The 24,103-nt window shown below is 72.0% G+C and carries 25 protein-coding genes and 1 pseudogene; 3 read left to right on the plus strand and 23 right to left on the minus strand.

What is annotated here, in order from left to right:
• Positions 1 to 159 precede the first annotated feature (159 nt).
• Complete coding sequence (locus FU792_RS13990; protein ID WP_033419083.1) at positions 160 to 1,092, plus strand: serine hydrolase; 933 nt, start codon at positions 160 to 162, stop codon at positions 1,090 to 1,092.
• A gap of 71 nt (positions 1,093 to 1,163) precedes the next feature.
• Here FU792_RS13990 and FU792_RS13995 read toward each other — a convergent pair whose 3' ends face one another.
• The 19 genes and pseudogenes from FU792_RS13995 to FU792_RS14080 all read right to left on the minus strand — a co-directional run bounded on the left by FU792_RS13995 (position 1,164) and on the right by FU792_RS14080 (position 17,309).
• Positions 1,164 to 2,246 (minus strand): P1 family peptidase, encoded by a 1,083-nt coding sequence (locus FU792_RS13995; RefSeq protein ID WP_022926027.1) that lies wholly within the window; start codon positions 2,244 to 2,246, stop codon positions 1,164 to 1,166.
• 5 nt (positions 2,247 to 2,251) lie between these two features.
• Positions 2,252 to 2,740: an NAD(P)(+) transhydrogenase (Re/Si-specific) subunit beta gene (locus FU792_RS19350; RefSeq protein WP_420876878.1), complete on the minus strand. Its 489-nt coding sequence runs from the start codon at positions 2,738 to 2,740 to the stop codon at positions 2,252 to 2,254.
• Between the two features lie 128 nt (positions 2,741 to 2,868).
• A pseudogene (locus FU792_RS19355) lies at positions 2,869 to 3,654 on the minus strand (NAD(P)(+) transhydrogenase (Re/Si-specific) subunit beta); the annotation flags it as partial.
• Positions 3,651 to 5,222 carry a Re/Si-specific NAD(P)(+) transhydrogenase subunit alpha gene (locus tag FU792_RS14005; RefSeq protein WP_022926029.1) on the minus strand — a complete coding sequence of 524 codons (1,572 nt, stop codon included), beginning with the start codon at positions 5,220 to 5,222 and terminating at the stop codon, positions 3,651 to 3,653. The pseudogene FU792_RS19355 and the gene FU792_RS14005, both read right to left, overlap by 4 nt.
• A gap of 167 nt (positions 5,223 to 5,389) precedes the next feature.
• Positions 5,390 to 6,238: an ATP-binding cassette domain-containing protein gene (locus tag FU792_RS14010; RefSeq protein ID WP_028131206.1), complete on the minus strand. Its 849-nt coding sequence runs from the start codon at positions 6,236 to 6,238 to the stop codon at positions 5,390 to 5,392.
• Positions 6,231 to 7,289: an ABC transporter ATP-binding protein gene (locus FU792_RS14015; RefSeq protein WP_237740063.1), complete on the minus strand. Its 1,059-nt coding sequence runs from the start codon at positions 7,287 to 7,289 to the stop codon at positions 6,231 to 6,233. The genes FU792_RS14010 and FU792_RS14015 overlap by 8 nt, the downstream gene beginning before the upstream one ends.
• The gene (locus FU792_RS14020; protein ID WP_022926030.1) at positions 7,286 to 7,651 is read right to left on the minus strand and encodes a type II toxin-antitoxin system PemK/MazF family toxin; all 366 of its coding nucleotides are present in this window, start codon (positions 7,649 to 7,651) and stop codon (positions 7,286 to 7,288) included. Before FU792_RS14020 ends, FU792_RS14015 begins: the two co-directional genes overlap by 4 nt.
• Entirely contained in the window at positions 7,644 to 7,892 is a 249-nt protein-coding gene (locus tag FU792_RS14025; RefSeq protein ID WP_022926031.1) for a hypothetical protein, read from the minus strand. Before FU792_RS14025 ends, FU792_RS14020 begins: the two co-directional genes overlap by 8 nt.
• Before the next feature lie 96 nt (positions 7,893 to 7,988).
• The gene (locus FU792_RS14030) at positions 7,989 to 8,336 is read right to left on the minus strand and encodes a type II toxin-antitoxin system PemK/MazF family toxin (RefSeq protein WP_022926032.1); all 348 of its coding nucleotides are present in this window, start codon (positions 8,334 to 8,336) and stop codon (positions 7,989 to 7,991) included.
• Positions 8,323 to 8,550, minus strand: coding sequence for a ribbon-helix-helix domain-containing protein (locus tag FU792_RS14035; RefSeq protein WP_022926033.1), 228 nt, complete (start codon positions 8,548 to 8,550; stop codon positions 8,323 to 8,325). The genes FU792_RS14030 and FU792_RS14035 overlap by 14 nt, the downstream gene beginning before the upstream one ends.
• A gap of 138 nt (positions 8,551 to 8,688) precedes the next feature.
• Entirely contained in the window at positions 8,689 to 9,099 is a 411-nt protein-coding gene (vapC, locus tag FU792_RS14040) for a type II toxin-antitoxin system VapC family toxin (RefSeq protein ID WP_022926035.1), read from the minus strand.
• Positions 9,096 to 9,308 (minus strand): type II toxin-antitoxin system VapB family antitoxin, encoded by a 213-nt coding sequence (locus FU792_RS14045; protein ID WP_022926036.1) that lies wholly within the window; start codon positions 9,306 to 9,308, stop codon positions 9,096 to 9,098. Before FU792_RS14045 ends, vapC begins: the two co-directional genes overlap by 4 nt.
• Before the next feature lie 42 nt (positions 9,309 to 9,350).
• Entirely contained in the window at positions 9,351 to 10,457 is a 1,107-nt protein-coding gene (locus tag FU792_RS14050) for an FtsX-like permease family protein (RefSeq protein WP_149814837.1), read from the minus strand.
• Entirely contained in the window at positions 10,454 to 11,155 is a 702-nt protein-coding gene (locus tag FU792_RS14055) for an ABC transporter ATP-binding protein (RefSeq protein ID WP_022926038.1), read from the minus strand. Before FU792_RS14055 ends, FU792_RS14050 begins: the two co-directional genes overlap by 4 nt.
• A 3-nt stretch (positions 11,156 to 11,158) precedes the next feature.
• Positions 11,159 to 11,989: a peptidoglycan-binding domain-containing protein gene (locus FU792_RS14060; protein WP_161600264.1), complete on the minus strand. Its 831-nt coding sequence runs from the start codon at positions 11,987 to 11,989 to the stop codon at positions 11,159 to 11,161.
• A gap of 668 nt (positions 11,990 to 12,657) precedes the next feature.
• Positions 12,658 to 13,218 carry a hypothetical protein gene (locus FU792_RS16860; protein ID WP_022926040.1) on the minus strand — a complete coding sequence of 187 codons (561 nt, stop codon included), beginning with the start codon at positions 13,216 to 13,218 and terminating at the stop codon, positions 12,658 to 12,660.
• 487 nt (positions 13,219 to 13,705) lie between these two features.
• A complete protein-coding gene (locus FU792_RS14070; protein WP_022926041.1) occupies positions 13,706 to 14,587 on the minus strand; it encodes an ABC transporter permease in 882 nt (293 codons plus the stop codon).
• Complete coding sequence (locus tag FU792_RS14075) at positions 14,584 to 15,534, minus strand: ABC transporter permease (RefSeq protein ID WP_022926042.1); 951 nt, start codon at positions 15,532 to 15,534, stop codon at positions 14,584 to 14,586. The genes FU792_RS14070 and FU792_RS14075 overlap by 4 nt, the downstream gene beginning before the upstream one ends.
• 185 nt (positions 15,535 to 15,719) lie before the next feature.
• The gene (locus tag FU792_RS14080) at positions 15,720 to 17,309 is read right to left on the minus strand and encodes an ABC transporter substrate-binding protein (protein WP_028131209.1); all 1,590 of its coding nucleotides are present in this window, start codon (positions 17,307 to 17,309) and stop codon (positions 15,720 to 15,722) included.
• Between the two features lie 60 nt (positions 17,310 to 17,369).
• Between FU792_RS14080 and FU792_RS16865 the strand changes: the two genes are divergently transcribed.
• Entirely contained in the window at positions 17,370 to 18,419 is a 1,050-nt protein-coding gene (locus FU792_RS16865; protein ID WP_022926044.1) for a glycerate kinase family protein, read from the plus strand.
• Positions 18,420 to 18,582: 163 nt separating this feature from the next.
• A complete protein-coding gene (locus FU792_RS14090) occupies positions 18,583 to 20,478 on the plus strand; it encodes an acyl-CoA dehydrogenase (RefSeq protein WP_022926045.1) in 1,896 nt (631 codons plus the stop codon).
• A 40-nt stretch (positions 20,479 to 20,518) separates the two neighbouring features.
• Here FU792_RS14090 and FU792_RS14095 read toward each other — a convergent pair whose 3' ends face one another.
• Genes FU792_RS14095 through FU792_RS14110 form a run of 4 tightly spaced genes read right to left on the minus strand, consistent with a single transcriptional unit; the run spans position 20,519 to position 24,073 of the window.
• Entirely contained in the window at positions 20,519 to 21,016 is a 498-nt protein-coding gene (locus FU792_RS14095; RefSeq protein ID WP_022926046.1) for a GtrA family protein, read from the minus strand.
• On the minus strand, positions 20,982 to 21,221 hold the full coding sequence (locus FU792_RS14100) for a DUF6458 family protein (protein WP_022926047.1): 240 nt from the start codon (positions 21,219 to 21,221) through the stop codon (positions 20,982 to 20,984). The genes FU792_RS14095 and FU792_RS14100 overlap by 35 nt, the downstream gene beginning before the upstream one ends.
• Positions 21,222 to 21,266: 45 nt before the next feature.
• Entirely contained in the window at positions 21,267 to 22,097 is an 831-nt protein-coding gene (locus FU792_RS14105; protein WP_022926048.1) for a carbon-nitrogen family hydrolase, read from the minus strand.
• Positions 22,094 to 24,073, minus strand: a complete 1,980-nt coding sequence (locus tag FU792_RS14110; protein WP_022926049.1) for a bifunctional copper resistance protein CopD/cytochrome c oxidase assembly protein — start codon at positions 24,071 to 24,073, stop codon at positions 22,094 to 22,096. The genes FU792_RS14105 and FU792_RS14110 overlap by 4 nt, the downstream gene beginning before the upstream one ends.
• Between the last annotated feature and the right edge of the window lie 30 nt (positions 24,074 to 24,103).

Genomic DNA, 24,103 nt, shown 5'->3' on the forward strand with positions numbered 1-24,103 from the left:
TCTAGGCCGGGCCCGAGGTATGCCGGAGCGCCGGGGCCGCGGTCTCCGGCCGGCCCGGCGTGGACCGGGACGTCACGGAGCAGCGCCCGGTGGCGTGGGACAACCTCGTCGCGGCCCCGAGGCGTCATAGTGACGACACCGACACAGAGGGGATCGTGCATGAGGGGCAGGCTGACGCTGGCGGCACTGACGGTGCTGGAGCTCGGGGGATGCGGCACCGCGGCCACCTCACCGACAGCCACCTCCGGCGTCGCACCCGTCGACCCACCGGCCGCCGTGGCCGACGAGGCCGTCGTCACCGACCCGGGCACCGCGGCGGCGGTGCCGACGCCGGCCGGGCCCTCCCTCAGCTCGGTCTCCGACGCCGCGGCCGAGCTGGACGCCGGGCTCGACGGCGACGTCACCGCGGTGGTCGTCGACCTCGCGACCGGCGAGCGCACGGGCCACCGGGGCGGCACCGCCTTCACCAGCGCCAGCCTCTACAAGCTCTATGTCGTCGCCACGGCGCTGGACCAGGTGGACACCGGCGACCTGGCGCTCGATGCCGTCGTCGGCGGGGGCTGCGGCACAGTCGCCCGTGCCGCCGAGCTCGCCATCACGGTCAGCGACAACGCCTGCGCGATCAGCCTCGGGTCGGTGGTCGGCTGGGACCAGGTGGAGGACTTCGTGGAGCGCGAGAGCTTCTCGGGCACGACCTTCCACCCGGTGGAGCACGCGGGCGGGTGGGGGACGGCCGGTCAGGAGACCACCGCCGACGACACCGCGGACCTGCTGGTGCGACTGGCCGAGGGCGACCTGCTCGGTGCCGAGTCAACCACCTTCCTCCTCACCCAGCTGGACGGGCAGTACTTCGACTCCGCCCTGTCCCTGACGCTCGCCGACGACGACGCCGCCTTCGGGCACAAGCTGGGCACGCTGGCCGAGGTGTCCCACGACGCGGGCATCCTCACCATGGGCGGGCGTCGCTACGTCGTCGCCGTCCTCACCGGCGGCTGGCCCGGCCACGCCGAGCCCGCGGCGGAGCCGGCGCTCGCCGGCGTGGGCGAGGCGCTGCGGGCGTATGCCGTCGCCCGCGCCGACGCCTCACGCTGAGCCGAGTCAGGGACGCAGGCGTGGCCGGGCGAGGGACGGCCGCCTCGGCCCGGCGTGCAGCCATGGCGCGGTCAGTCGCCCCGCCCCGCGCTGGGGAAGGCCTCGCGGTAGCCGCGCCAGGAGCCCGCCGGGGTGGTCACCGACTCCGCCGCCAGCACTCCGCGGACCATGGCGCGGGTCACCACCTCCCCCGCGCCGTGCAGGAGGGCGTGGAAGCCGGCGACGTCCGGCACGCCTCGCGCACCGGTCGACAGGCCGAAGATCGCGTCGCCGTCGAACATCGTGTGGATCGGGTTGACCGCGCGCGCCATGCCGTCGTGACCGCTCGTCGCCAGCCGCGAGCACTGCGCTGGGGTCAGCCTTGCGTCGGTCGCGACCACCCCGATCGTCGTCGCGAGCGAGCGCGGGACGCGGCTGGTCGCGTTGGACTCCTCCGCCGCCCGCCGCGCCGCCTCCAGCTCGGCCGGATCGGGCCGGGCGGGCAGCCCCCCCTCCGGCCATCCTGGTATGCCGCGCACGTCCGCCTCGACCAGGTGGCGGGCGCCCCACAGCTCGCCCGTGCCGAGGTCGACGGCGGACCCGACAGCGTTGACCACGACGAGCGCCGCGAGCGTGGTGCCGTCGGGCAGCACGGCGCTCGCCGTGCCGACCGCGCCGCGCAGCCCGCCGACCTGCGTGCCGGTGCCGGCACCCACGTTGCCCAGCCCCGCGACGCCACCGCTCTCGGCGTCGGCCAGGGCCCGCGCGCCGAAGGAGGCGTCCGGGAAGGAGCCGAAGTCGCCGCCCCGCCCGAGGTCGAAGCAGACCGCCGCGGGCACGATCGGGACCACCTCGCCGGGCCCGCCCATCGGGAAGCCCCGGCCCCGGGCATACAGCTCGCGCATGACGCCGTCCGCCGCGGCCAGCCCGAAGGCCGACCCCCCGGAGAGCACGACCGCGTGCACCCGCTCGACCAGGTTGCGCGGGTCGAGCAGGTCGGTCTCGCGGGTGCCGGGCGCCCCGCCGCGCACGTCCGCCCCGGCGACCGCGCCCTCGGGCGGGCAGAGCACGACCGTGGTGCCGGTGAGGGAGCCGTCGCCGACGCGCTGGTGGTGCCCCACCCCCAACCCGCCGACGTCGAGGAGCGAGTTGGTGGGGCCGGCGGCGGGGTGCATACCCCTCAGCCTGCCAGCGCGGTGAGGATCTCCTCCACCTTGTCTTTGGCGTCGCCGAAGATCATCTGCGTGTTGTCGCGGAAGAAGAGCGGGTTCTGCACCCCGGCGTAGCCCGTCGCCATCGACCGCTTGAAGACGACCACGTCGCGGGCGTTCCACACCTCGAGGACGGGCATCCCCGCGATCGGGCTGCCCGGCTGCTCGATCGCGGCCGGGTTGACGGTGTCGTTGGCGCCGATGACCAGGACGACGTCGGTCGAGGCGAGGTCGTCGTTGATCTCGTCCATGCCGAGCACGATGTCGTAGGGCACCCGCGCCTCGGCGAGCAGGACGTTCATGTGCCCGGGCAGGCGCCCGGCGACCGGGTGTATGCCGAAGCGTACGTCCACGCCGAGGTCGGCGAGCCGCTCGACCAGCCGGGCGACCGGGTGCTGCGCATGGGCCACGGCCATGCCGTAGCCGGGCGTGATGACGACCGACCGGGCCTGCCACAGCAGCTCGGCGACACCCTCGGCGCTGACCTCGCGGTGGGTCCCCTGCTCCTCGCCGTCCCCCGCCGGCCAACCGGGTCGGCGCCGAAGCCGCCCGCGATGACCGAGACGAAGGAGCGGTTCATGGCCTTGCACATGATGTAGGACAGGATCGCGCCCGAGCTGCCGACCAGCGCCCCGGTGATGATGAGCAGGTCGTTTCCGAGCATGAAGCCCGCCGCGGCCGCCGCCCAGCCGCTGTAGGAGTTGAGCATCGAGACGACGACCGGCATGTCCCCGCCACCGATGGAGGCGACGAGGTGCGCGCCGAGCAGCAGCGCCAGGGCGGTGAGCAGGAGCAGCGGCAGCAGGCTCGAGGCCACGACGAACCACACCGACACCGCCAGGCTCGCCAGCACGACGAGCAGGTTGAGCAGGTGGCGCCGCGGCAGCATGAGTGGGGAGCTCTTCATCCGGGCCGAGAGCTTGGCCCAGGCCACGACCGACCCGGTGAAGGTGACGGCGCCGATGAAGACCCCGGCCGCGATCTCGATGCGCTGGCTGACGCCGGCGGCACCGGTATACCCCTCGCCGAGGAAGGTGTTGAGGCCCACGAGCACCGCCGCGACGCCCACGAAGCTGTGCAGGATCGCGACGAGCTCGGGCATACCGGTCATCTCGACGCGACGCGCCCGCCAGATGCCGATGACCGCTCCCAGCGACATCGCCACCGCGATGAGCAGGAGGGTGGTGAGCGCCCCGCGCTGCGCGGTGCTCACCGCGAGCGCCACCGTCGCGACCAGCGCGAGCGTCATGCCGGTGATACCGAGCAGGTTGCCGCGGCGCGCCGACTCGTGCCGCGACAGCCCGGCGAGGGCGCCGAGGAAGAGCAGCGCGGCGACGAGGTAGGCGGCGTCGACCGCCGAGGTGAGCGTCACGACTCCGCCCTCCGGAACATCCCGAGCATCCGGTGCGTGACGGTGAAGCCGCCGAAGATGTTGATCGAGGCCACGGTGATGCCGATCAGCGCGAGCGCGGTGACCCAGGTGCTCTCGCTGCCGACCTGCAGGATCGCGCCGACGCAGATGATGCCGCTGATCGCGTTGGTCACGGACATGAGCGGCGTGTGCAGCGCGTGGGTGACGTGCGAGATGACGTAGTAGCCCGCGATCACGGCGAGCGCGAAGACGGTGAGGTGCATGCGCAGCTCGTCCGGCGCGAAGGCGGCGCCGAGGGCCGCCAGCACCGCGAGGGCGAGGAGCACCGCTCGCCGACGGCGCGGGTCCGGTGGGCGCGCCTCGGTATGCCCGTGCGCCGGGTCGACCTCGGGCGTCACCGTCGCGGCGGGCGCCGGGGCGGCGCTCACCGAGACCTGCGGCGGCGGCCAGAGGACCTCGCCGTCGTGGGCCACGGTCATCGCGCGCAGCACCCGGTCGTCCAGGTCGAGCACGAGCGGGGGGCCGCCGGCGCTGTCGTCCTCCGGCTCCCCGGAGAGCAGTCCGACGAGGTTGACCATGTTGGTGCCGTAGAGCTGGCTGGCCTGGGCCGGCATCCTCCCCGCGAGGTCGGTCCAGCCCAGCAGCACGACCCCGGAGTCGGTGACGACCCGCTCGTCGGCCCGGGTGCCCTCGACGTTGCCGCCGTTGGCCGCCGCGAGGTCGACGACGACCGACCCGGGGCGCATCGCGGCGACGGTCCCGGCGTCGATGAGGCGCGGGGCTGGGCGGCCCGGGATGAGCGCGGTGGTGATGACGATGTCGGCGGTGATGGCCTCCTGGGCGTAGAGCTCGGAGGTGGCGCGCTCGGCGTCCTCGGTGAGCTCGCCGGCATACCCGTCGCTGCGGCCGCTGCTGGTGTCGACGTCGAGCCGGACGAAGGTCGCGCCCATCGACTCGACCTGCTCGGCGACCTCCGGCCGCACGTCGAAGGCGCGCACCTGGGCCCCGAGCGACTGCGCCGCACCGATCGCGGCCAGCCCGGCGACCCCGGCGCCGACGACGAAGACGGTGGCCGGCGGCGTGGTGCCGGCCGCGGTGACCTGGCCGGCGAGCATGCCGCCGTAGTCGTGCGCCGCCTCGATGACCGCGCGGTAGCCGGAGAGATTGGCCATCGAGCTCAGCACGTCGAGGCTCTGCGCGCGGGAGATCCGCGGCACCGCGTCCATGGCCAGCGCCGTCACCCCGTGGTCGGCCAGCGCCTCGAGCAGACCCGCCGAGCGGGCCGGTGCCATGAGCGAGGCGACGGTGATGCCGCGCGGCAGGGCCGCGACCTCGGCCGGCGTCGGCGGGTCCACGGCGGCGAGCAGGTCCACGTCACCGAGCCCGCCCGGGTCGACGAGGGTGGCGCCCGCGTCGCTGTAGGCCACGTCGGGGTAGGACGCCCGTTCCCCCGCGCCCTTCTCGACCAGCACCGTGTGCCCGCGCTTGCGCAGCGTGGCGACCGTGCCGGGCGTGGCGGCGACGATCGCCTGGGTCTCCCGCGACTGCCGCGGTATGCCGATCAGCACCGGTGCTCCCCTCTCGTCCTCGAGCCTCGAAGCGAGACCGACCCTAGCCCGGCATACCGACAGGGCCGCAGCCGACCCCGCCCCACCCCGGAGTGCGGTCAGCTTCCGGCATCCCCCATCACGCTAGAGGGCGGTGGAGGTTGCAGCTTGGTGACCGCACCCCCTGGTCAGTCGCGCGAGGCGCCGCGCGCGAGGTCCTGCGCGGTGCGACCGGCCAGGGCGGCGTGCAGGTCGGGGATGGCGGCCAGCAACGACCGGGTGTATGCGTGCTGCGGCTCGGCGAAGAGCTGCTCGGTCTCCCCCACCTCGACGACCTGCCCGTCCTGCATCACCGCGACCCGGTCGCACACGTGGCGCACCACGGACAGGTCGTGGCTGACGAAGACGAGGGTGAGGTCGAGCCCGTCGACCACCTCGTCGACGAGGTTGAGCACCTGGGCCCGGACCGACACGTCCAGCGCCGACACCGGCTCGTCGGCGACGAGGATGTCCGGGTCGGGCGCGAGCGCGCGAGCCACCGAGATCCGCTGGCGCTGCCCTCCGGAGAACTGGTGCGGGTAGCGGTCGGCGGCGTCCGGGTCGAGGCCCACCCGCTCCAGCAGCTCGCGCACCCGCGCCCCGTGGTCGCCGCCGATGCCGTGCGCCACCAGCGGCTCGGCGACGATGTCGCGCACCCGCATCCGCGGGTCGAGGCTGCTCATCGGGTCCTGGAAGACGAGCTGCAGCTTCTCCCGCAGCCACCCGAGGCGCCGCGCCGGCTGGTCGCCGACCGGGCGCCCCTCGACCAGCACCTCTCCCGACGTCGGCCGGTCCAGCCCGCAGATCAGCCGCAGCAGCGTCGACTTGCCCGACCCGGACTCGCCGACGATCCCGAAGCGCTCGCCCTGCCCGATGGTCAGGGTGACGTCGCGCACCGCGCGGACGACCGGGGGCGCCTCGCGCAGCGACGTGCGCGGGCGGCGGAAGTCACGGCACACCCCGCGGAGCTCGACGGCGGGGGTCTCGGAGTCAGCCACGGCTCCCCTCCTTCTCGGCGGTGGTCTCGCCCGCCGGGTGGTGGCAGGCGAAGCCGTGCGCGAGCTCCCCCGCGGGGTGCTCGCCGCGCGCCGTCCACGGTGGCAACGCCTCGCAGCGGTCGTTGGCGTGGTCGCACCGGCTGCGGAAGACGCACCCGTCGGGGAAGCGGCCGGCGGGGGGCACCGTGCCGGGGATCGTCGGCAGCGCGGCCCGGGCTCGGCGACCCTCCCCGCCGGCGAGGTCGGAGGCGCCGATGAGGCCCTGCGTATACCGGTGGCGCGGGTCGGAGAAGACCTCACCGACGGGGCCTGCCTCGACGATGCGCCCGCCGTACATCACGAGCACCCGCTCGCACACCGTCGCGACGACGGCGAGGTCGTGGGTGATGAAGAGCATCGCGGCGTCCCGCTGCTCGACACCGCGCACCACGAGGTCGAGCACGGTGGCCTGGACGGTCACGTCGAGGGCGGTGGTCGGTTCGTCGCAGATGAGCAGGGCGGGGTCGTTGGCGAGCGCGATCGCGAGCACGACCCGCTGCCGTTGGCCACCGGAGAGCTCGTGCGGGTAGGACCGGGCCAGGTGCGCCGCGTCGGGCAGCCCCACCTGGTCGAGCAGCTCGACGACCCGTCGTCGCGCCCCGGCCTTGTCGCGGGTGCCGTGCATCCGCATCACCTCGGCGACCTGGGCACCGACCCGCATGGTCGGGTTGAGCGCCGTCATCGGCTCCTGGAAGACCATCGACATCGCGTCACCGCGCAGCCGCGCCATCTCGCGCTCGCCGACGTCGAGCAGGTTGCGCGCGGCGGGGGTCCGCCCGGACAGCCGCACGTCACCGCTCGCCCGCAGCCCCTCGCCGAGCAGCCCCATGACCGCGAGCGCGGTGAGCGACTTGCCCGACCCGGACTCCCCGATGAGCCCGACCCGCTCGCCCCGGTCGATGGAGAAGGAGACGTCGTGCAGCAACGGGGTATGCCGGGTCCCCACGTCGAGCCCCTCCACCGCCAGCACCGTGCGCTCGCCGCTGGCCTCTTGCGCCGCCTCGGTGCTCACGGCAACCCCGGCCACGGTTCACCCAGCTCCAAGAAGTCCGCGAGCCACCTGCGGATCTCGCGCAGGACGTCATCCTCGACGTCACCCACGATGCCCTGCAGCCGCTGCCGCGAGAGGGTCCGGACCTGCTCGGTCATGGCGAAGCCGGACACCACACCAGCCTCCACCGCGACATGGTTCTCCCACCCCCGGTCGACGCGGGTGACGGGAACCACCATGGCGAGCTCATCGACCACGTCCAGGTAGCCGCGGCCGCTCACCACGACCACCGGGCGACGCCCACCCTGCTCCCCACCGCTCACCGGATCGAGCCAGGCCCAGCAGATGTCCCCCGGCGACGGTGGCCCAGCGCCCTCACCCATCGGTGACCGAGTCAGCGAGCTCGGCACGCTCCCAACCCGAGGTCTCCCGCGACCAGGAGTCCCGGTCCGCCGGGCTGGTCGCCGCGATCTGTGCCTTGAGCCGGGCGAAGCGCCCCTCTCGTTCCCCTCGGCGTGCGAGCGCGTCCAGGTACTGTCCCAGTGTCAGATCGGCCCGGCCCGCCTGCGCCTTGAGTTGGTCCCGTGTCGCAGACGCCACCTTGATGGTCGTGAGCCCAGTCATACCTGGAGTATGACTCTGGACAGCGGCCGCGGCAACCGCCTGCCTGCTGACCAGGCCGAGATCGCGGAGTGCCGCTGTGCTCGACGTCGCCCAGCGTCACAGAGCGAGGTGCACCCGCAAGGCGTCCTCGAGGTCGACCATGAGCGGTGTCGGCACCCGACCGACGGCCGCCCCGACCCGTCGCACGTCCACCGAGCGGACCTGCTCCGCCTGGGCCTTGGAGTCGACACGCAGGGAGGTCTCGTCGGCGGGCAGGAGCACCTGGAAGGGGTAGATGCGTTCGACGGCGCTCGTCACGGGCACCACCGTCACGACCCCACGCCCGAGGCGCGCTGCTGTGGTGTTGGCACGGTCGTTGCTGACGAGCACCGCCGGCCGACGCTTGTCGGCCTCGCTGCCTCTCGTCGGATCGAGGTCGACGAGGCGGATCTCACCTCGGAGCATCGGCAAGTCCGTCACCGACAACCGACTCCCAGCGACCGCCGTCGCCCTTCGCCCACTCGTCCCACGCCTGGGCGTAGTCGTTCTCGATCTCGGCGTCGGGCAGCCGTCGGATGGCAGCCTGGACGGCTGCCGAGCGGGAGGCCAGGCCGGCCTGGCGGGCATACCTGTCCAGGGCCCCGAGGTCCTCGGCGCTCAGGCTGATACTCACCTTCATACCCCCTATGCTACTCGCGCCCTACCGACGGTGCTACCCCTGGAGCGGCCACGCCACGAGCAGCATCGGCATCGACACGAGCAGCACCATGACCGCGCCGAAGATGGCGAAGAGTGCGATCTGGGGGAAGGTCATGGCTCAGGCGCGGAGCGAGGCGTCGTCGAGCGGCAGACCCACGACTCCTGCGACGCGGTCGAGGTCGACGTCGTGGGCGAGCAGCGAAGCCCCGTGTCGCCACCCGACGGCAGCGATGAGACAGTTCAGCAGCCCTCGTGGCGTGACCCCCGACTCCCGACAGCGCCGGTAGATCCGCGCCGCCGCGTCGAAGTCGGCGACCGGCTCGACAGGCAGCAACGTGACGCTGAGGAGGAGCCGGCGCAGGTCGTCCTCGCGGTCCGCGGTCCGGGCCCTGGCCAGCACCTCCATCATGACCGGCTCGGTGACGGCGAGCGATGATCCGGAGGCGATCAGCTCGGCCATCCGCTCATCGACGGGACTTCCTGTTGCCCGGTCGTACTCGACCCAGGCCGAGGTGTCCGCCAGGATCACGCGACGCCTTGCGGCGGGAGGTCGTCCGGGACCTCCTCGATGGCGCGAGCCCCGCGCATGGCGAGCGCCTCCTGCCTCGACATCGGCTGCCCGGCCAGGTGCCGCAGCGCCAGGTCGACAGCGTCGGTCTTCGTCCTCACCCCGTAGCGGTCCATGATCGTCTCGACGTAGGAGTTGTCGATCTCGATATTGGTCCTCACCCTGCTCATGCACGCATGATACACGTTGCGTGTATTGTTGGTGTATAGCCCTCAGGGTGTACGGAGGACGCGGACGGGGTCTCGGGTGGCGGCGTAGAGGGCGGGGGGTATGGCGGCGGTGGTCGCGGCGATGAGGGCGAGGGTGGCGGTGGCGGTGGTGAAGTCGGCCGGGGGGATGGTGTCGGGGCCGAGGCGTGCGGCCAGGGCCAGGCCTGCTGCCACCCCGAGGGCGGCGCCGAGTATGGCGGGGGCGAGGGTGCGGCCGATGACCAGGGTGATGATCGTGGCCCGGGTAGCGCCCAGGGCGCGGCGGCGGCCGAGGTCCTTGCGGCGGACGAGGACGTCGGCCAGGACGACGATCGCCACGAGCAGGGCACCGCCGCCGAGCACCCCGAGGAGCAGGGTCGCACCGAACGCGGCAAGGTCGCCGGTGACCTGGGCCTGCAGGTCGGCCAGAGAGACAGGGGAGGTGATGGTGACCGCATCCGGGGTGGGCGGGTCGACCAGGCCCAGGACACTGGCCTGGGTGGCCTGCGCGGCGGATGCGTCGGTCAGCACCACCTGCACCGCGTCCACCGGTTGGTCGGCCGGCGCGACGTACAGCACCCCAGCGGCGTAGTCACCGAACGGGTCCCTGGGGGTGAACGTCCCGACCACCGACCAGTCGTCGACCTGGGTGGTCGAGGCCAACGCGACCCACCCGGCCGGGTCGGCCATCCCGAGCTGTGTCATCGCGGTGTCGGTGACGATCGCCTCGCCCGGGCCGGGCCAACGCCCTGCCTGCAGGTTGGCGACCGCGGCGAGGTCACCGTGCACCCCCCACGCGGGCACCCGGGTCCCGCCCTGCCCGATGACCCCGTTGACGACATCGACCGGGATCAGGGTCCCCACCTCACGCTCGACCGTCGACAGGGTGCTCGCCTGGTCCACCACCGTCGGCGGCAACAGACCGTCACCGCGGGCATCGGCAACGGCGAGGACCCGCGACCCGGCCTCGTCCAACCGGTCCGTCAGCTGTTGCTCCGCGGCGGCGGTCCGGCCCACCGTCGCGATCGTGGCCGCGCACATCACCGCGACCAGTAACCCGACCAGCGCCGAGGGCACCTTGGACGCCCACGCCGTCGCGACCGCCTCCCGCACCACCAGCACCCACCTCACAACGCCAGCACCTCATCCGCGTGGTCCAGCACGAACGGGTCGTGCGTGGCGATCACCACCGTCCGCCCCTCGGAAGTCCCCCTGTCGGGGCCCGAGCCTGCCCCGTTATCAGCGTTCCCTGCGGCCTGGTCGCGTCCGCCAGCGGCTGCGGACAATGCGGCCAGCACCCCGGCGGCGTTGTCCCGGTCCAGGTTGCCCGTCGGCTCATCAGCCAGCACGACCACCGGGTCGGTCACCAGAGCACGGCACACCGCGACCCGTTGCGCCTGCCCACCGCTGATCTCCCCCGGCCGGTGACCCGCCCGCGCCGAGACCCCCATCTGCGCCAGCAACCCCGACCCGCGGGCCCGGGCATCGCGCAGCCGCCACCCGGCATACAACGCAGGCTCGATGACCGAGTCCAGCACGGTCCGGGTCGGGTCCAACGCCGCGTCCTGGAACACGAACCCGATCCGGTGCGCCCGCACCCGCGCCCGCACCGCATCCGGCGCGGCAGAGACCGCCTCACCCTCCACCAGCACCCGCCCGCTGGTCGGGGTCAACATCAACCCCAGCACGTACAACAACGTCGACTTGCCCCGCCCCGAAGGACCCGTCACCGCCGTCACCACCCCCGGGGTGAACACATGGGACACCCCTCCAAACAGCTCTTCAGCACCCCTCGCGTAGGAGAACGACACCCCCTTTAGGGCCAGCACGGCTCACCCTCCCCCGGTCTCATCGCCACCATCCCCCGGCACCTGCGCTGGGTCCCCGGCCACCAGCACCCGCAGCCCCTCCACGAGCCCCTCACCTTCGACGACCGCGATCCCCTGCCCAGAGCCGGCCACCACCACGTCCACCTGCCCGTCCTCGGTCACCACGAACGCGCTGCCATCCGCGTGGGTCCGCACCGCTGCCGCCGGGACACTCAACCCCTCCACCCGCGGCACCACCACCACCTCCGAGCGCACCGTCACCTGCTCATCCCCCGGCAGGAGCCCACACTCCTCTCCGCACACCGACCCACCGCCCGGCGCGGTCAGCTCAAACACCGTCGACCCTGACTCGTCCACGCTCGACCCCGCGATCACCCCAGTCCACTCCTGGTCTTCGAAACTCATCTCCACGGTCGCCTCCGCCGGGATCAACCGGGCCTGCTCCGCGGTCACCACCAGCACGAAGTCTCGCTCCCCCGTCGGCGCCAGCACCGCGTCCTCACCACCCGACACCTGACCCCCCACCCTGATTGCCTCACCGACCGTGACCGTGGCCGGCAGCTGCGGCACCGCCACCAGCTCCCCCAAGGAAACTGACCCCGACCCCGGCAACCCCTGCTCCTCCTGCCACGCCTCCACCGCATCCTCAGTCACCTGACCGAAGTCACCATCGGCCTCAGCGTCCAGGTACCCCCCAGCGACTAGCAGCTCCTGCAACGCGACCACGTCCTCACCGCGCGCACCCCGAGACAGCTCCCGCCAGAACGGTTCCTCCGCCTGTACCACCCGAACCGGTGTCCGCCCCACCACGTACACCACACCACCGGTCTCCACCCGGCCCGGCGACGTCGAGGTCACCACCCCCGACAACCCGTTCACCGCCACCACCCCCACCGGCTGCCGCACCGTGGTCGACAACGGCAACGACCGCCCCACCGACCCCTGGACCACCTCACCCCACACCACCTCACCCGCCGGCGAGCTCGACTCGCCCACCGACGTGTCCGGCAACGTCGCCCGCGACGCCCACCACCCCGCCGCCCCAACCCCGATCACCAGCAGCACGACCAGCAGCGCGACGCCCGACTTGCGCGAGGTCCTCCCCGCACTCCTTACCATCCGCCGATCCTTCCACAGATAGCACGAGCCTCCTGGGTTCTTGCTAACGGGCTCCTCCTGTGGGCACCGCTCCTCCACATCGGCCCGTTTAACGTCACTGACCGTGACCTGTTCATAGATGTCGGCTCCCGCGACCCAGGCTCCTGCAGACACTTACCGGTCAGCCGAAGTGCCTCCTCGTCAACCCCTTTGCCTTTGGCGCGACTCTGTCGGTGCTCACCGTAGACGAGAGATCGACCACCCTGCACCCCAGCAACCAGTGCCGGGATGACCACCGGCAACACCATGCTGAGGCGACCACCCAACGAACACTGATCTGCTACACAGAGACAGGTCTTTCTCGCGAGGCCATGAGAGCGCCGTAGACACGTCACACATTTGAGCTACTCTTGCGCGTTGATGTCCGGCTCAGGGCACGATTCGGTCATGATTGACCCTTCGCCGGTTGAGGGCAAGAACGGGGACCAGGGGGACCGTCCTTCACGATAATCTGCCAGGAACACGCCGAAACTCACCGGCTCGGACGGCGAGAATCCCTCCGAAACCAGGCATTCATAGGCCTTGACATTCTCGTCAAACAACCATCGGATCTCTTCATCGGTCAGGGGAGCAGCCGCAGCCCCGTAGTCCACCTCTTGATCGCACGACTCATTAGCCTGCTCGTAGGCCTGCCGTTGTTCGCCCACCTCCACCGTCAGCGTGCCATCGGCGTTTTGCTGAGACGGGAATCCTCGGTCTTCCAAGCACTGTCGACGCTGCTCCAGCGCCTCCCGGGCCGCGGTCCCTCGCAATTGTCGAGACTCTTCGACGCTCAGGGTCGACAGGTCGGTGGCCTGCGAGGCATCAGTGCTTCGCTCCTGATCGACGGTCCCCGGACTACTGCATCCCCAGAGGACCGCGAGGGCTAGCGCAATGGCAGAGAGTCGCCTGACGCGAGCCCCCACTGCGATCCGCAGTCTGCCGGACGCCGGGTTCAGGGCGAACCGTCGCCGCAGAAGGCGTACGTGCCCGGTTTGTCGAGACTCAGACTGCCCGTTGCGGCCCAGTAGCCCCCTTGTGCCATTCCCTTGGTGTTGTGGGTACGCCAACTGCTGCTGTAGGAGATGATGACGTACTGGCTGCTTCCTGGCCCCATGATCTGGCCTTCACCACGCCACCGAGCGTGTGTCCATGGGTCCGTCCACGAGCTGCAGGAACTGTCGTAGAACCATCCCGAATGACGCACAACTGCGGATGCAGGACCCGCAGTTGCTCCGACCACGGCCAGCGCCGCTGCGCCAGCAGTCAGTTTTCGCAAGAATCGCATATATCTGCCCTCCAAGATGCTGGGAGCGTCTTCGCCGCCAAGCTATGATTCGACCGTACCCCCCCCCGATCGGCTTAGCAACATCGAGGCCAGGCTCTTGACCAAACCTTTACTCCAGGAACTCTTCACCTCTTCTCCAGCTTCGGGTCCAGCCAGTCCCGCAGTCCGTCGCCGAAGAGGTTGAAGCCGAGCACCGACAGCGCGATCGCCGCGCCGGGGATGAGCGCCAGGTGCGGCGCCGTGCGCAACGTGGTCTGCGCCTCGTAGAGCATCCGCCCCCAGCTCGCCTGGCCGGTCGGCGTGCCCAGGCCGAGGTAGGCCAGCGCCGCCTCGGCGAGGATCGCGATGGCGAAGGAGACCGACGCCTGCACGATGACGAGCCCCGCCACGTTGGGTATGACGTGGCGCACCGCCATCCCCAGCGGCGAGCGTCCCGCGGCCCGGGCGGCGACGACATACTCGGTCTTCATCACCCCGAGCGCGCCGGAGCGGGTGATGCGGGCGAAGGCCGGGATCGTCGCGATGCCGATGGCGATCATCGCCACCCGCGTCGACCCGCCGTAGAGCGCGGCGAACATGATCGCCAGCAGCAGCGCGGGAAAGGCCAGCAGCACGTCGTTGGAGCGCATCACGAGCTGGCCGAGCCAGCCGGGCGACATGGCCGCGAGGATCCCGAGCGGCACCCCGACAAGCGCCGCGACGCCGACGGCGACGAAGCCGACATACAGGGTCGTGCGTGCCCCGACGAGGATCTGGGTGAAGACGTCGCGGCGGTAGCGGTCGGTGCCGAGCCAGTGCTCGGCGTTGGGCGTCTGGTAGGCCTCGACCGGGAGGACCCGCATCGGCACATACGGCGTCCAGACGTAGGAGACGAGCGCGAGCACGACGACCACGGCGACGAGACCCCCGCCGAGGAGCAGCGAGGGGTTGAGCCGGCGCCCGCCCGAGCCGCCGGCAGGGGCCTGCCCCTCGAGCCCTTGCGCGGCCGCGCCCTGGATCTCGCTCATCGCGACCCCGTCCGCAGCCGTGGGTCGATGACGAGGTAGAGCGCGTCGACGAGGAAGTTGATGAGCAGCGTGGCCACCACGAGGACCATGACGACGGTCTGCACGGTGAGGAGCTCGCGGTCGGCGACCGAGTCCAGCAGCAGCGACCCCAGGCCCGGGATGACGAAGACCTGCTCGATCACAACCGCGCCGATGAGCAGGGTCGCGAGCTGCAGGCCGAGCACGGTGACCACCGGCACCGCGGCGTTGCGCAGACCGTGCCGCCACAGCGCCTGCACCGGGCGCAGCCCCTTGGCCCGGGCGGTGCGAAGGTAGTCCTCGCGGAGCACGTCGAGGACGGCGGAGCGGACATACCGCGCCAGCACCGCCGCCTGCACCATCGCGAGCGCGACCGACGGGAGGACGATCCGCTGCAGGAAGCCCACCGGGTCCTGCGACGGCACGACCCAGCCGCCGCTCGGCACCCAGCGCAGCCGCACCGCGAAGACCGAGATGAGCACGATGCCGGCGAGGAAGGCCGGGATCGCGACGCCGACCTGGGACAGCGCCGACATGAGGAGCCCGTCGAGGTGGCGGTGGCGCACCGCCATCCAGATGCCGACCGGGACGGCGACGAGCACGGCCAGGACCATGGCCGTGACGACGAGGATGAGGGTGACCTGCAGCCGGTCGGCGATCTGCGGGCCGATCGCCGCCTTGGAGACGAACTCGATGCCCGGGTCGAGGGTGACCAGGCCGCGCATCCAGTCGAGGTACTGCACCACGAGGGGCCGGTCCAGCCCGAACTGCTCGCGCAGCCGCGCGACCGCCTCGTCCGAGGCATTGATCCCGAGCGCCACCCGCGCCGGGTCACCCGGCAGCACCCGCATGAAGCCGAAGACCAGCACCGACGCCGCCAGGACGCTGGCCACGAGGACCAGCGCGCGGTGCAGCAGGCGCAGGAGCATGGCTCAGCACCCTAGAGGGTGACGCGGGCACGGACCCGGCGGCAGGCATACCTCGACCTGGGCAAGGGTGTGCTGCACGTCTGGGACCTGCGCAAGGTTGTGCACCAGATGCGCCCTTCTCGACGGCGGATCCGGTGCACAAGGTTGCCCAGGTCAGGCGGAGGCGCCGAGAGCCCCGGGCGCCGTCACTCCCGCGCGAGGTCGCCCAGGTCGAAGGACTCCCGGAGGGCGTTGGTCGGCAGCCCGGTGATGTCCGGGTCGGCGACCATGAGGTTGGGCAGCAGGAAGAGGAAGTCGGCGGCGGCCTCCTCGCTGATGAGCGCCGCGGCCTCCTGCAGCTTCTCGGTCTGCTCCTCCTCGGTGCCGGCGTCAGCCTCCTCGAAGAGGGTCTGGACCTCCTCCGTGCCGTAGGTCGTGTAGTAGTCCGGGTTGCCGAACACGGCAGACATGTCACGCCCCTCGACGTGCGACACGATCGACATGTCGTAGTCCTTGTTGGTGAAAACGGTCTCCAGCCAGGCCGCGGGGAACTCCAGCTCGTCGATGGTCACCTCCAGCCCGGCGTCCTCGAGCATGGACTCGACGACCGTGCCGCAGGAGACGGCATACGGCAGCGACGGTATGCGCAGCCGCAGCTCGGTGCCCTCGGCGCCGGCCTCGGAGATGAGCCGCTGCGCCTCCTCGAGGTCGAAGGGGTAGTCGCCGGTGCGGTCCTCGTACCACGGGTCGGTGACCGGGACCATTGAGCCGATCAGCTCGCCGCGTCCGGCCCAGCAGGTGTCCATGAGGGCCTGGTGGTCGATGGCGTGCCGGACCGCCCGCCGCAGCTCGACGTCGGCCAGCGGGTTGCCCTCCTCCTGGTTCATCGACAGCACGACCTCGCCGTTGGTGGTCCCCTCGACGATCTGGAAGTCGCCGCCCTCGAACTCGGCCAGCGACTCCGGGGCCTGCACCGTCGAGACGACGTCGATGGAGTCGGTGAGCATCGCGTTGTTGAGCGCGTTGGCGTCGTCGAAATAGCGCATCTCGACGGAGGCGAAGTAGGGCGCATCGCCGTGGTAGTCGGGGTTGCGCTCCAGCGTGATCTGCGAGCCGCGGTCCCAGTTCTCGAAGACGTAGGGGCCGGTGCCGATCGCCTCCTCGGCGAGGTTGTCGACCCCCTCGGTGTCGAACATCGCCCCGACGAGGGTCGTCAGGTTGTAGAGGAACTGGTTGCTGGGGCGGGTGAGCGTGACCTCCAGCGTGGTGTCGTCGACCGCCTCGACCGACTCCACGACGTCGAACTTGGCCTTGAGCCCGTTGGTCCAGGCGTCGGAGGAGACCCGCTCGATCGAGAACTTCGCGTCCTCGGCGGTGAACTCGCTGCCGTCGGAGAAGGTGACGCCCTCCTCGAGCGTGAAGGTGTAGGTCAGCCGGTCCTCGCTGACCTCCCACTCCGTGGCGAGTCCCGGCACGATCTCCGCGCTCTCCCCGTCGATCTGCACCAGGGTCTCGTAGACGTTGTCCATCATGACCTGAGGGATCGCCGCCCCTCCATTCGTGGTGAAGTCGAGGCTGGCCGGCTCGGCGACGAGGCCGATGCGGACCGTCTCGTCCGAGCCACCGGGCTCCGGGGCCGCGGCGGTGTCGTCGCCGCCGTCACCGGAGCCGGCGGACTCCCCCTCCTCCTGCGACCCGGTGTCCGAGCTGGTGCCGGCCCCGGCGTTGCAGCCGGCGAGCAGTGCGGTCGCGGCCAGCGCGGCGATGAGCGAGCGAGTCTTCGTCGACGTCGTCATGCGCGCCATCATCGTGCATCCGCACACGCCCGCGCCAATCCTTGCCCTAGGGTCAGGGCTGTGAGCACCGCCGCCGACACCCCCGCCCGCCCCGTCGTGCTGATCGCGCCGGACAAGTTCCGCGGGTCGCTGACCGCTCCCGAGGTCGTCGCGGCCGCTCGCTCCGGGGCGCAGGCGGCGGGCTGGGACGTCATCGGTATGCCGATGGCCGACGGCGGTGAGGGCATGCTCGACGCCTTCGGCGGGGCCAACCGGACCAGCGCCGTGACCGGACCGCTGGGCACGCCGGTCGAGGCGCAGTGGCGGCTGGGGGACGACGGCGTGGCGGTCATCGAGTCCGCGGCGGCCAGCGGGCTGGTGCTGGCCGGCGGCAAGGAGGGCAACGACCCCGTAGGCGCGACCAGCGCCGGCACCGGTGAGCTCGTCGCGCAGGCCGTGCGTGACGGGGCGACGCGCGTGATCGTGGGCCTCGGGGGGTCGGCGATGAGTGACGGCGGGCGCGGGGCGGTCGAGGCGGCGCGGGCCGTGCTCGACGGGCAGACACCGGCCGAGCGCGGGGTGGAGCTGCTCGCGGCGTGCGACGTGCAGACACCCTTCGTCGAGGCCGCTCAGGTCTTCGGGCCGCAGAAGGGCGCCAGCGGCGACCAGGTCGTCGAGCTCACCGGGCGCCTCTTCGAGCTGCAGGGCAGGTATGTCGAGGAGTTCGGCGTCGACGTGTCGACCACTCCTGGCGCGGGTGCGGCCGGCGGCCTCGGGGGCGGGATGCTCGTGCTGGGCGGCTCCCTCGTGCCGGGGCTCCGGCTGGTGGCCGAGCAGGTCGGGCTGGCCGACGCGGTCGCGCGGGCCGACGCGATCGTCACCGGCGAGGGCGCCCTGGACGCCGAGTCGTTCAACGGCAAGGTCGTCGGCGGGGTGGTCGACGAGGCCGAGCCCTACGGCATACCTGTCATCGTCGTCGCGGGCGTGGTGCGCGAGGACGCCCCCGCGGCGCGGCTCGCCGGGCTCCGCGTCGTCGACCTCTCGGCGACCTACGGCGCCGCCGCCTCCTGGACCGACACCGCCGACTGCCTCGAGCGCGCCGTCACCGAGCAGCTCACCACCCTCGCCTGACCGACCGCACGGCCAAGCACGCACCGACCGCACGGTCTGCAGGGCCGAGCGGTTACCCGCGGGTAGGGAGCTGAGGGGCCGGTATAGACTGACGCCAGATACGGCGTACCGTCGGTACCGCATACCTGACCAGAGGTCAGGACCGCACACCTGAGGAGCCAGCGTGGGCCACTACCGCAGCAACGTCCGGGACGCGGAGTTCGTCCTCTTCGACGTCCTCGGCCGCCAGGACGTCCTGGGCCGGGCGCCCTACGAGGAGGTCGACGTCGAGACCGCCCGCGCGGCGCTGGCGCAGGTCGCCGAGCTGGCGGAGGGCCCGATCGCCGCCTCCTTCACCGAGTCCGACCGGACACCGCCCGTCTTCGACCCGGCCACCGGCGAGGTCAGCATGCCGGAGAGCTTCGTCCGGTCCTACCAGACCTGGGTGGAGAACGAGTTCTGGCGGCTGGAAATCGAGGAGGGGCTGGGCGGTACGCCCGCTCCCCCGAGCCTCACCTGGGCGATGTCCGAGCTGGTCATGGGCGCCAACCCGGCGGTCAAGATGTTCGCCGCGGGCTACACCTTCGCCAACGTCCTCCACCGCCTCGGCACCCCGCAGCAGCAGCAGCTCGCGCAGCTCATGGTCGACAAGGCGTGGGGCGCGACCATGATGCTCACCGAGCCCGACGCCGGCTCCGACGTCGGCGCGGGCCGGACCAGGGCGGTCAAGGCCGGCGACGGCACCTGGCACCTGACCGGCACCAAGCGCTTCATCACCAGCGGCGTCGCGCCGTTCTACGACAACGTCGTCCACTTCGCCCTGGCCCGCCCGGAGGGCGCCGGCCCGGGCACCAAGGGGCTCTCGCTGTTCATCCTCACCGACCGGCACGTCACCGACCTCGAGACCGGTGAGCTCGGCGAGCGCAACGGGGTCCGGGTCACGGGCCTCGAGCACAAGATGGGCCTCAAGGTCTCGACGACCTGCGAGGTCTCCTTCGGCGAGGACCCGGACCGCCCGGCCGTCGGCTACCTCCTCGGCGAGGTACACGACGGCATCGCGCAGATGTTCCGGATCATCGAGTATGCCCGGATGCTCGTCGGCACGAAGGCGATCGCCACGCTCTCGGCCGGCTACCAGGCGGCCCTCGCCTATGCCAAGGAGCGGGTCCAGGGCGCCGACCTCACCCAGATGGCGGACAAGACCGCCCCGCGGGTGACGATCACCCACCACCCCGACGTGCGCCGCTCGCTGCTGCTGCAGAAGTCCTACTCCGAGGGGCTGCGGGCGCTCATGCTCTACACCGCCAGCGTCCAGGACCAGGTCCACGCCGCGCAGGACCAGGGCGAGGACACCGGCGACGGCCCCGACGTCGGGCTGGCCGCTCGGGTCAACGACCTGCTGCTGCCGCTGGTGAAAGGCTGCGGCAGCGAGCGCGCCTTCACGCTGCTCGGCACCGAGTCGCTGCAGACCCTGGGCGGCTCCGGCTTCCTGCAGGACTACCCCATCGAGCAGTACGTCCGCGACGCCAAGATCGACAGCCTCTACGAGGGCACCACCGCGATCCAGGGGCAGGACTTCTTCTTCCGCAAGATCCTGCGCGACCGCGGTCAGGCCCTCGGCCACGTCGCGGCGCAGGTGCAGCAGACCGCCTCGGCGCAGGTCGACGACGGCCTCGGCGACATCCGGGGCGCGGTGCTGCGCGGGCTCGGCGAGGTCAACGAGATGGTGGAGTTCCTCACCGCGAGGGCGGTGGAGAGCCAGACCCGGCCCGAGGCGGTGTATGCCGTCGGCCTGGGCACCACCCGCCTGCTGCTCGCCACCGGTGACCTGCTCATCGGCTGGCTGCTGCTGCGCGAGGCGGAGGCCGCCCAGCGGCTGCTGGACTCCGGCGAGCGCGGCGTCAGCGGGGTGAGCGCCGCCGACGACGACGGCCAGGCCTTCCTGCAGGGCAAGGTCGCCGCGGCCCGCTTCTTCGCCACCGAGGTGCTCCCGCGCCTGGGCGCCGACCGCCGCACCGTCACCGCCGCCGATGACGGTCAGGTGGCGTCCGTGATGGGTCTTCCGGAGGCCGCCTTCTGAGCGCACTCGCCGCCCGGTCGCGCCGCCGGAGCGGAGCGTCTCAGGTGTAGCGCTTCAGCCGGAAGACGAAGCTGCGCATCATGAGATACATGAAGACGGCCTCGCACGCACCGGCGATCAGCCGCGCGGCGAGGAACTGCACGCCCACCCACTCCAGGGTCGTGGACAGCGCGAGGATGAAGAGCAGGTAGTTGGCGACGACGGTCAGGACGTAGCGCCCGGTCTGGCGGCCCACCGGGCCGTGGCTCTGGAAGTTGAGCCAGCGGTTGAGCACGAAGGCGAGCCCGAAGGCGACGACGTAGCCCGTGGTCACCGCGAGCGGGTAGGGCCAGCGCAGGACGTCGAAGAGGACCGCGAGCAGCGTCAGGTCGACGGCATACGTGAAGCTGCTGATCGCGGCGAAGCCGATCGCGGTCTCCGGGACCCACCGACGGAGCAGCCGCGGGAGGGCGGCGTAGACCCGGGCGCGGGCCCGGGCGAAGCGGTCGGCGGCGCTCCGGCGCTCAGTAGCCGTCGCGGTCGCGGTAGCGGGTCTCACCACGGTTGTTGCGCTCGATGATCTCGCGGTGCGTGGTGTTGTTGCGCTGGGTGTTCATCACCAGCCCCAGCAGCAGCGAGAGCACACCGGCGGCCATGAGGATGTAGCCGACGGTCGGGAGGTCGACGACGCTCGTCAGGTCGCCCACCGCGAACGACAGGATGGCGCCGACGGCGAGCAGGAAGATTCCGAGGCCGATGCCCATGAGTGATCCTTTCGATGTGCCTGGGGCCACCCTAACCGGCGGCCCTCACAGACGGCGGTCGGAGAGCACGGGGAAGGCCTCACGCACCCGCCCCACCTGCGAGGCGTCGATCTCGACCGAGAGCGTCTCCTCCCCTGCCCCAGCCTCGGCGAGCACGGAACCCGCGGGGTCGACGACCGCGCTGTGGCCGCCCATCTCGACCCCGGCGTGCGTGCCGGCGGTGTTGGCGGCGACGACGAAGCACTGGTCCTCGACCGCGCGCGCCCGCAGCAGCAGCCGCCAGTGCTCGACCCGCGCCATCGGCCAGGCCGAGGGGATGACGAAGACCTCGGCGCCGCGGTCCAGCTGGGCGCGGTAGAGCTCGGGGAAGCGCAGGTCATAGCAGGTCGACAGCCCGATCCTCAGCCCGTCCGCCGGGGCCGGCAGGTCGGTGACGACCACCTCGCCGCCGGCCTCCATGAGCTTCGGCTCGCCGCCGCCGAAGCCGAAGCGGTGGACCTTGCGGTAGGTCGCGCACACCTCGCCGCGCGGGTCGAGCACGACCGAGGTGTTCCACAGGTGGCGCCCCTCCTCGCCCGGCTCGGCGGTCCGCTCCACCACGGACCCGGTATGCACGACCGCACCGATCTCGCGCGTCGCCTCGGCGACCGGCACCAGGGCCGGAGGCAGCTCGCCGCGCTCCAGCCCGGAGAGGTCCTGGCTGCGCTCCTCCCACTCCGTCGAGGCGAAGCCGCCGGCGCTCCACAGCTCGGGCAGCAGCACGAGGTCGTGGCCGGCGCCGGCCGAGCGCACCAGACCGGCGACCCGCTGCGCCCGGGCCTCGACGCTCTCGTCGGCACCCTCGGCATACCCGAGCTGGATGATCGCGACCTTCACCTGCTGCTCCTCTCCGCCAGCCGCTGGAGCCGCGCGTTGTAGGCGGCCAGCTCGGCGTCGTCGTCGCGCTCGGCCCGCCGGTCCGAGCGTCGGGTCTCCCGGTCGTCGCTGCGCATCCAGTCGACCATGACCATGAGCACGAGCACCACCGTCGGCAGCTCTCCCACGCCCCAGGCGATGGTGCCGCCCAGCTGCTGGTCGACGAGCAGGTCCTCGACCCAGGGCACCTCGATCGTCTTGAAGAAGCCGGGCGCGAGCAGCCAGGTGCCCTGCATCAGTGCCAGCCCGAAGAAGGCGTGCGCGGCCAGGGTCCCCAGCAGCACCATGATCCGCAACGGCGGCGCCCACCGCGGCGGGCCCGGGTCCTGCCCGACGAGCGACCAGACGAAGGCGAAGCCGGTGAGGGTGAAGTGGGCCACCATGAGCACGTGACCGGTGTGCGTGGTCAGGGCGAGCTCGAACAGCCCGGTCCAGTAGAAGGCGATGAGGCTGACGAAGAAGATGACCCCGGCGACCAGCGGGTTGGCGACGAAGGCGGCCCACCGGGAGTGGACCACGGCGGTGAGCACCTCGCGCGGCCCGAGCGTGCGGTCCTTGCGCGCCGGCAGCACGCGGTAGGCCAGCGTGATCGCCTGAGCGGGCACCAGGAAGATCGGCACCGCCATCATGAGCGTCATGTGCATGACCATGTGCTGGGAGAACATCACCCGGCCGTAGACCCCTGGAGCGCCGTTGGTCGCGTAGCCGAAGACCGCCCAGCCGAGCACCCACACGAGCAGCCGCCACCAGGGCCACCGGTCCCCGCGCCGCCAGAGGCGCACGCAGCCGACGGCATACAGGCCGACCGCGATCAGCGCGACGAGCAGGAAGAGCCAGTTGACCTGCCACACGTCCAGCAGTCGGGCCGGGGCGTAGGGCGGCGGCATGGGGTAGCCGGTGAGGGCGTAGACCGCGGTGTCCGTCGCCGCGGAGGACTCGACCTCCGGCGGGGGGGTGCGTGACAGCACGGTCCCCAGCGCGACGGCGGCGGCCATGACGGCGAGCTCGCTCGCGGCGAGCGCGGCGAAGAGCCAGGGCCGGTCGGCGCCGCGGGCGATGATCGCCCGTCGCTGGAGCACCCCGAAGGCCCCGAGCACACCCAGCAGCACCACCTTGGCCCAGATCACGGCCCAGTAGGCGGTGGTGAGGTCGCCGAGGTCGTCCGCGGTGAGCAGCGCGAAGAGGACACCGGAGAAGCCGATCGCGACGAACGACCAGGTGGCCAGCGCGGAGTAGCGACGCAGCGTCTCCGGCAGGGCCGAGCCGAGGACGGGCAGCAGCAGGCCCAGCGCCATGAGCCCGCCGACCCAGACGGTCATCCCGCCCAGGTGCAGCAGCAGCGCGGTGACGGCCGTCTCGTGGCCGTCGGTGCCGCTGGCGTGGCCGCCGTAGGCCTGCGGCACCAGGGCGGCCAGCGCGAGCGCCGCGGACCAGGCGAGCGCGCCCCGGGTCCGCGCCGCCGCGGCCAGCGGCACGAGCAGCGCGACGAGGAGCACCTCGATCAGCCGTAACCGGAGCGGCTCCAGGCCCCAGAGGTTGGCGGTGAGGTCGGACAGGTAGCCCGGTGTGCTCGGCGGTATGCCCGCCAGGTCGCCGAAGCCGACGACGAGGATCGCCGCGGCGCAGGTGGCCCAGAGCAGCGCGGCCAGGGCGGCGACGCGGGCGGCGGTGCGGCGCCGGTCGGTCTCCCGGCCCTCCCGCACCAGGAAGGCCGCGACCACGAGCAGGCCGATGGTGAGCGCCGCGGCCAGGTGGTGGACCGTCTCGACGACAACCATCCCCCAGCGCACGAGCGGCCCGGCGTCGCCGATGACCAGCGGCGCCGCCGCCCCGCTCAGCGCGGCGGCCGGGACCGCGACGACGAGCGCGGTCAGGACCGTGGTGACGGGGACCGTCCAGCGCAGTGCCGCTGGGGTCGCGGCAGGGGGCACGGGCATACCTCCATGGTAGGTCGCCTCGTTAGGCTG

Origin of the sequence: Serinicoccus marinus DSM 15273 (assembly GCF_008386315.1) — a bacterium.
GTDB classification, from domain to species: domain Bacteria; phylum Actinomycetota; class Actinomycetes; order Actinomycetales; family Dermatophilaceae; genus Ornithinicoccus; species Ornithinicoccus marinus.

What these genes read in the sequence shown, in the direction of transcription:
- FU792_RS14035 (WP_022926033.1), bottom strand. Translation starts at nt 8,550, where the DNA reads ATGAAGGTGAGTATCAGCCTGAGCGCCGAGGACCTCGGGGCCCTGGAC.
- FU792_RS13995 (WP_022926027.1), bottom strand. Translation starts at nt 2,246, where the DNA reads ATGCACCCCGCCGCCGGCCCCACCAACTCGCTCCTCGACGTCGGCGGG.
- FU792_RS14020 (WP_022926030.1), bottom strand. Translation starts at nt 7,651, where the DNA reads ATGGGTGAGGGCGCTGGGCCACCGTCGCCGGGGGACATCTGCTGGGCC.
- FU792_RS14100 (WP_022926047.1), bottom strand. Translation starts at nt 21,221, where the DNA reads ATGGGCATCGGCCTCGGAATCTTCCTGCTCGCCGTCGGCGCCATCCTG.
- FU792_RS14110 (WP_022926049.1), bottom strand. Translation starts at nt 24,073, where the DNA reads ATGCCCGTGCCCCCTGCCGCGACCCCAGCGGCACTGCGCTGGACGGTC.
- FU792_RS14080 (WP_028131209.1), bottom strand. Translation starts at nt 17,309, where the DNA reads ATGACGACGTCGACGAAGACTCGCTCGCTCATCGCCGCGCTGGCCGCG.
- FU792_RS14075 (WP_022926042.1), bottom strand. Translation starts at nt 15,534, where the DNA reads ATGCTCCTGCGCCTGCTGCACCGCGCGCTGGTCCTCGTGGCCAGCGTC.
- FU792_RS14045 (WP_022926036.1), bottom strand. Translation starts at nt 9,308, where the DNA reads ATGAGCAGGGTGAGGACCAATATCGAGATCGACAACTCCTACGTCGAG.
- FU792_RS14025 (WP_022926031.1), bottom strand. Translation starts at nt 7,892, where the DNA reads ATGACTGGGCTCACGACCATCAAGGTGGCGTCTGCGACACGGGACCAA.
- FU792_RS13990 (WP_033419083.1), top strand. Translation starts at nt 160, where the DNA reads ATGAGGGGCAGGCTGACGCTGGCGGCACTGACGGTGCTGGAGCTCGGG.
- FU792_RS14070 (WP_022926041.1), bottom strand. Translation starts at nt 14,587, where the DNA reads ATGAGCGAGATCCAGGGCGCGGCCGCGCAAGGGCTCGAGGGGCAGGCC.
- FU792_RS14030 (WP_022926032.1), bottom strand. Translation starts at nt 8,336, where the DNA reads ATGCTCCGAGGTGAGATCCGCCTCGTCGACCTCGATCCGACGAGAGGC.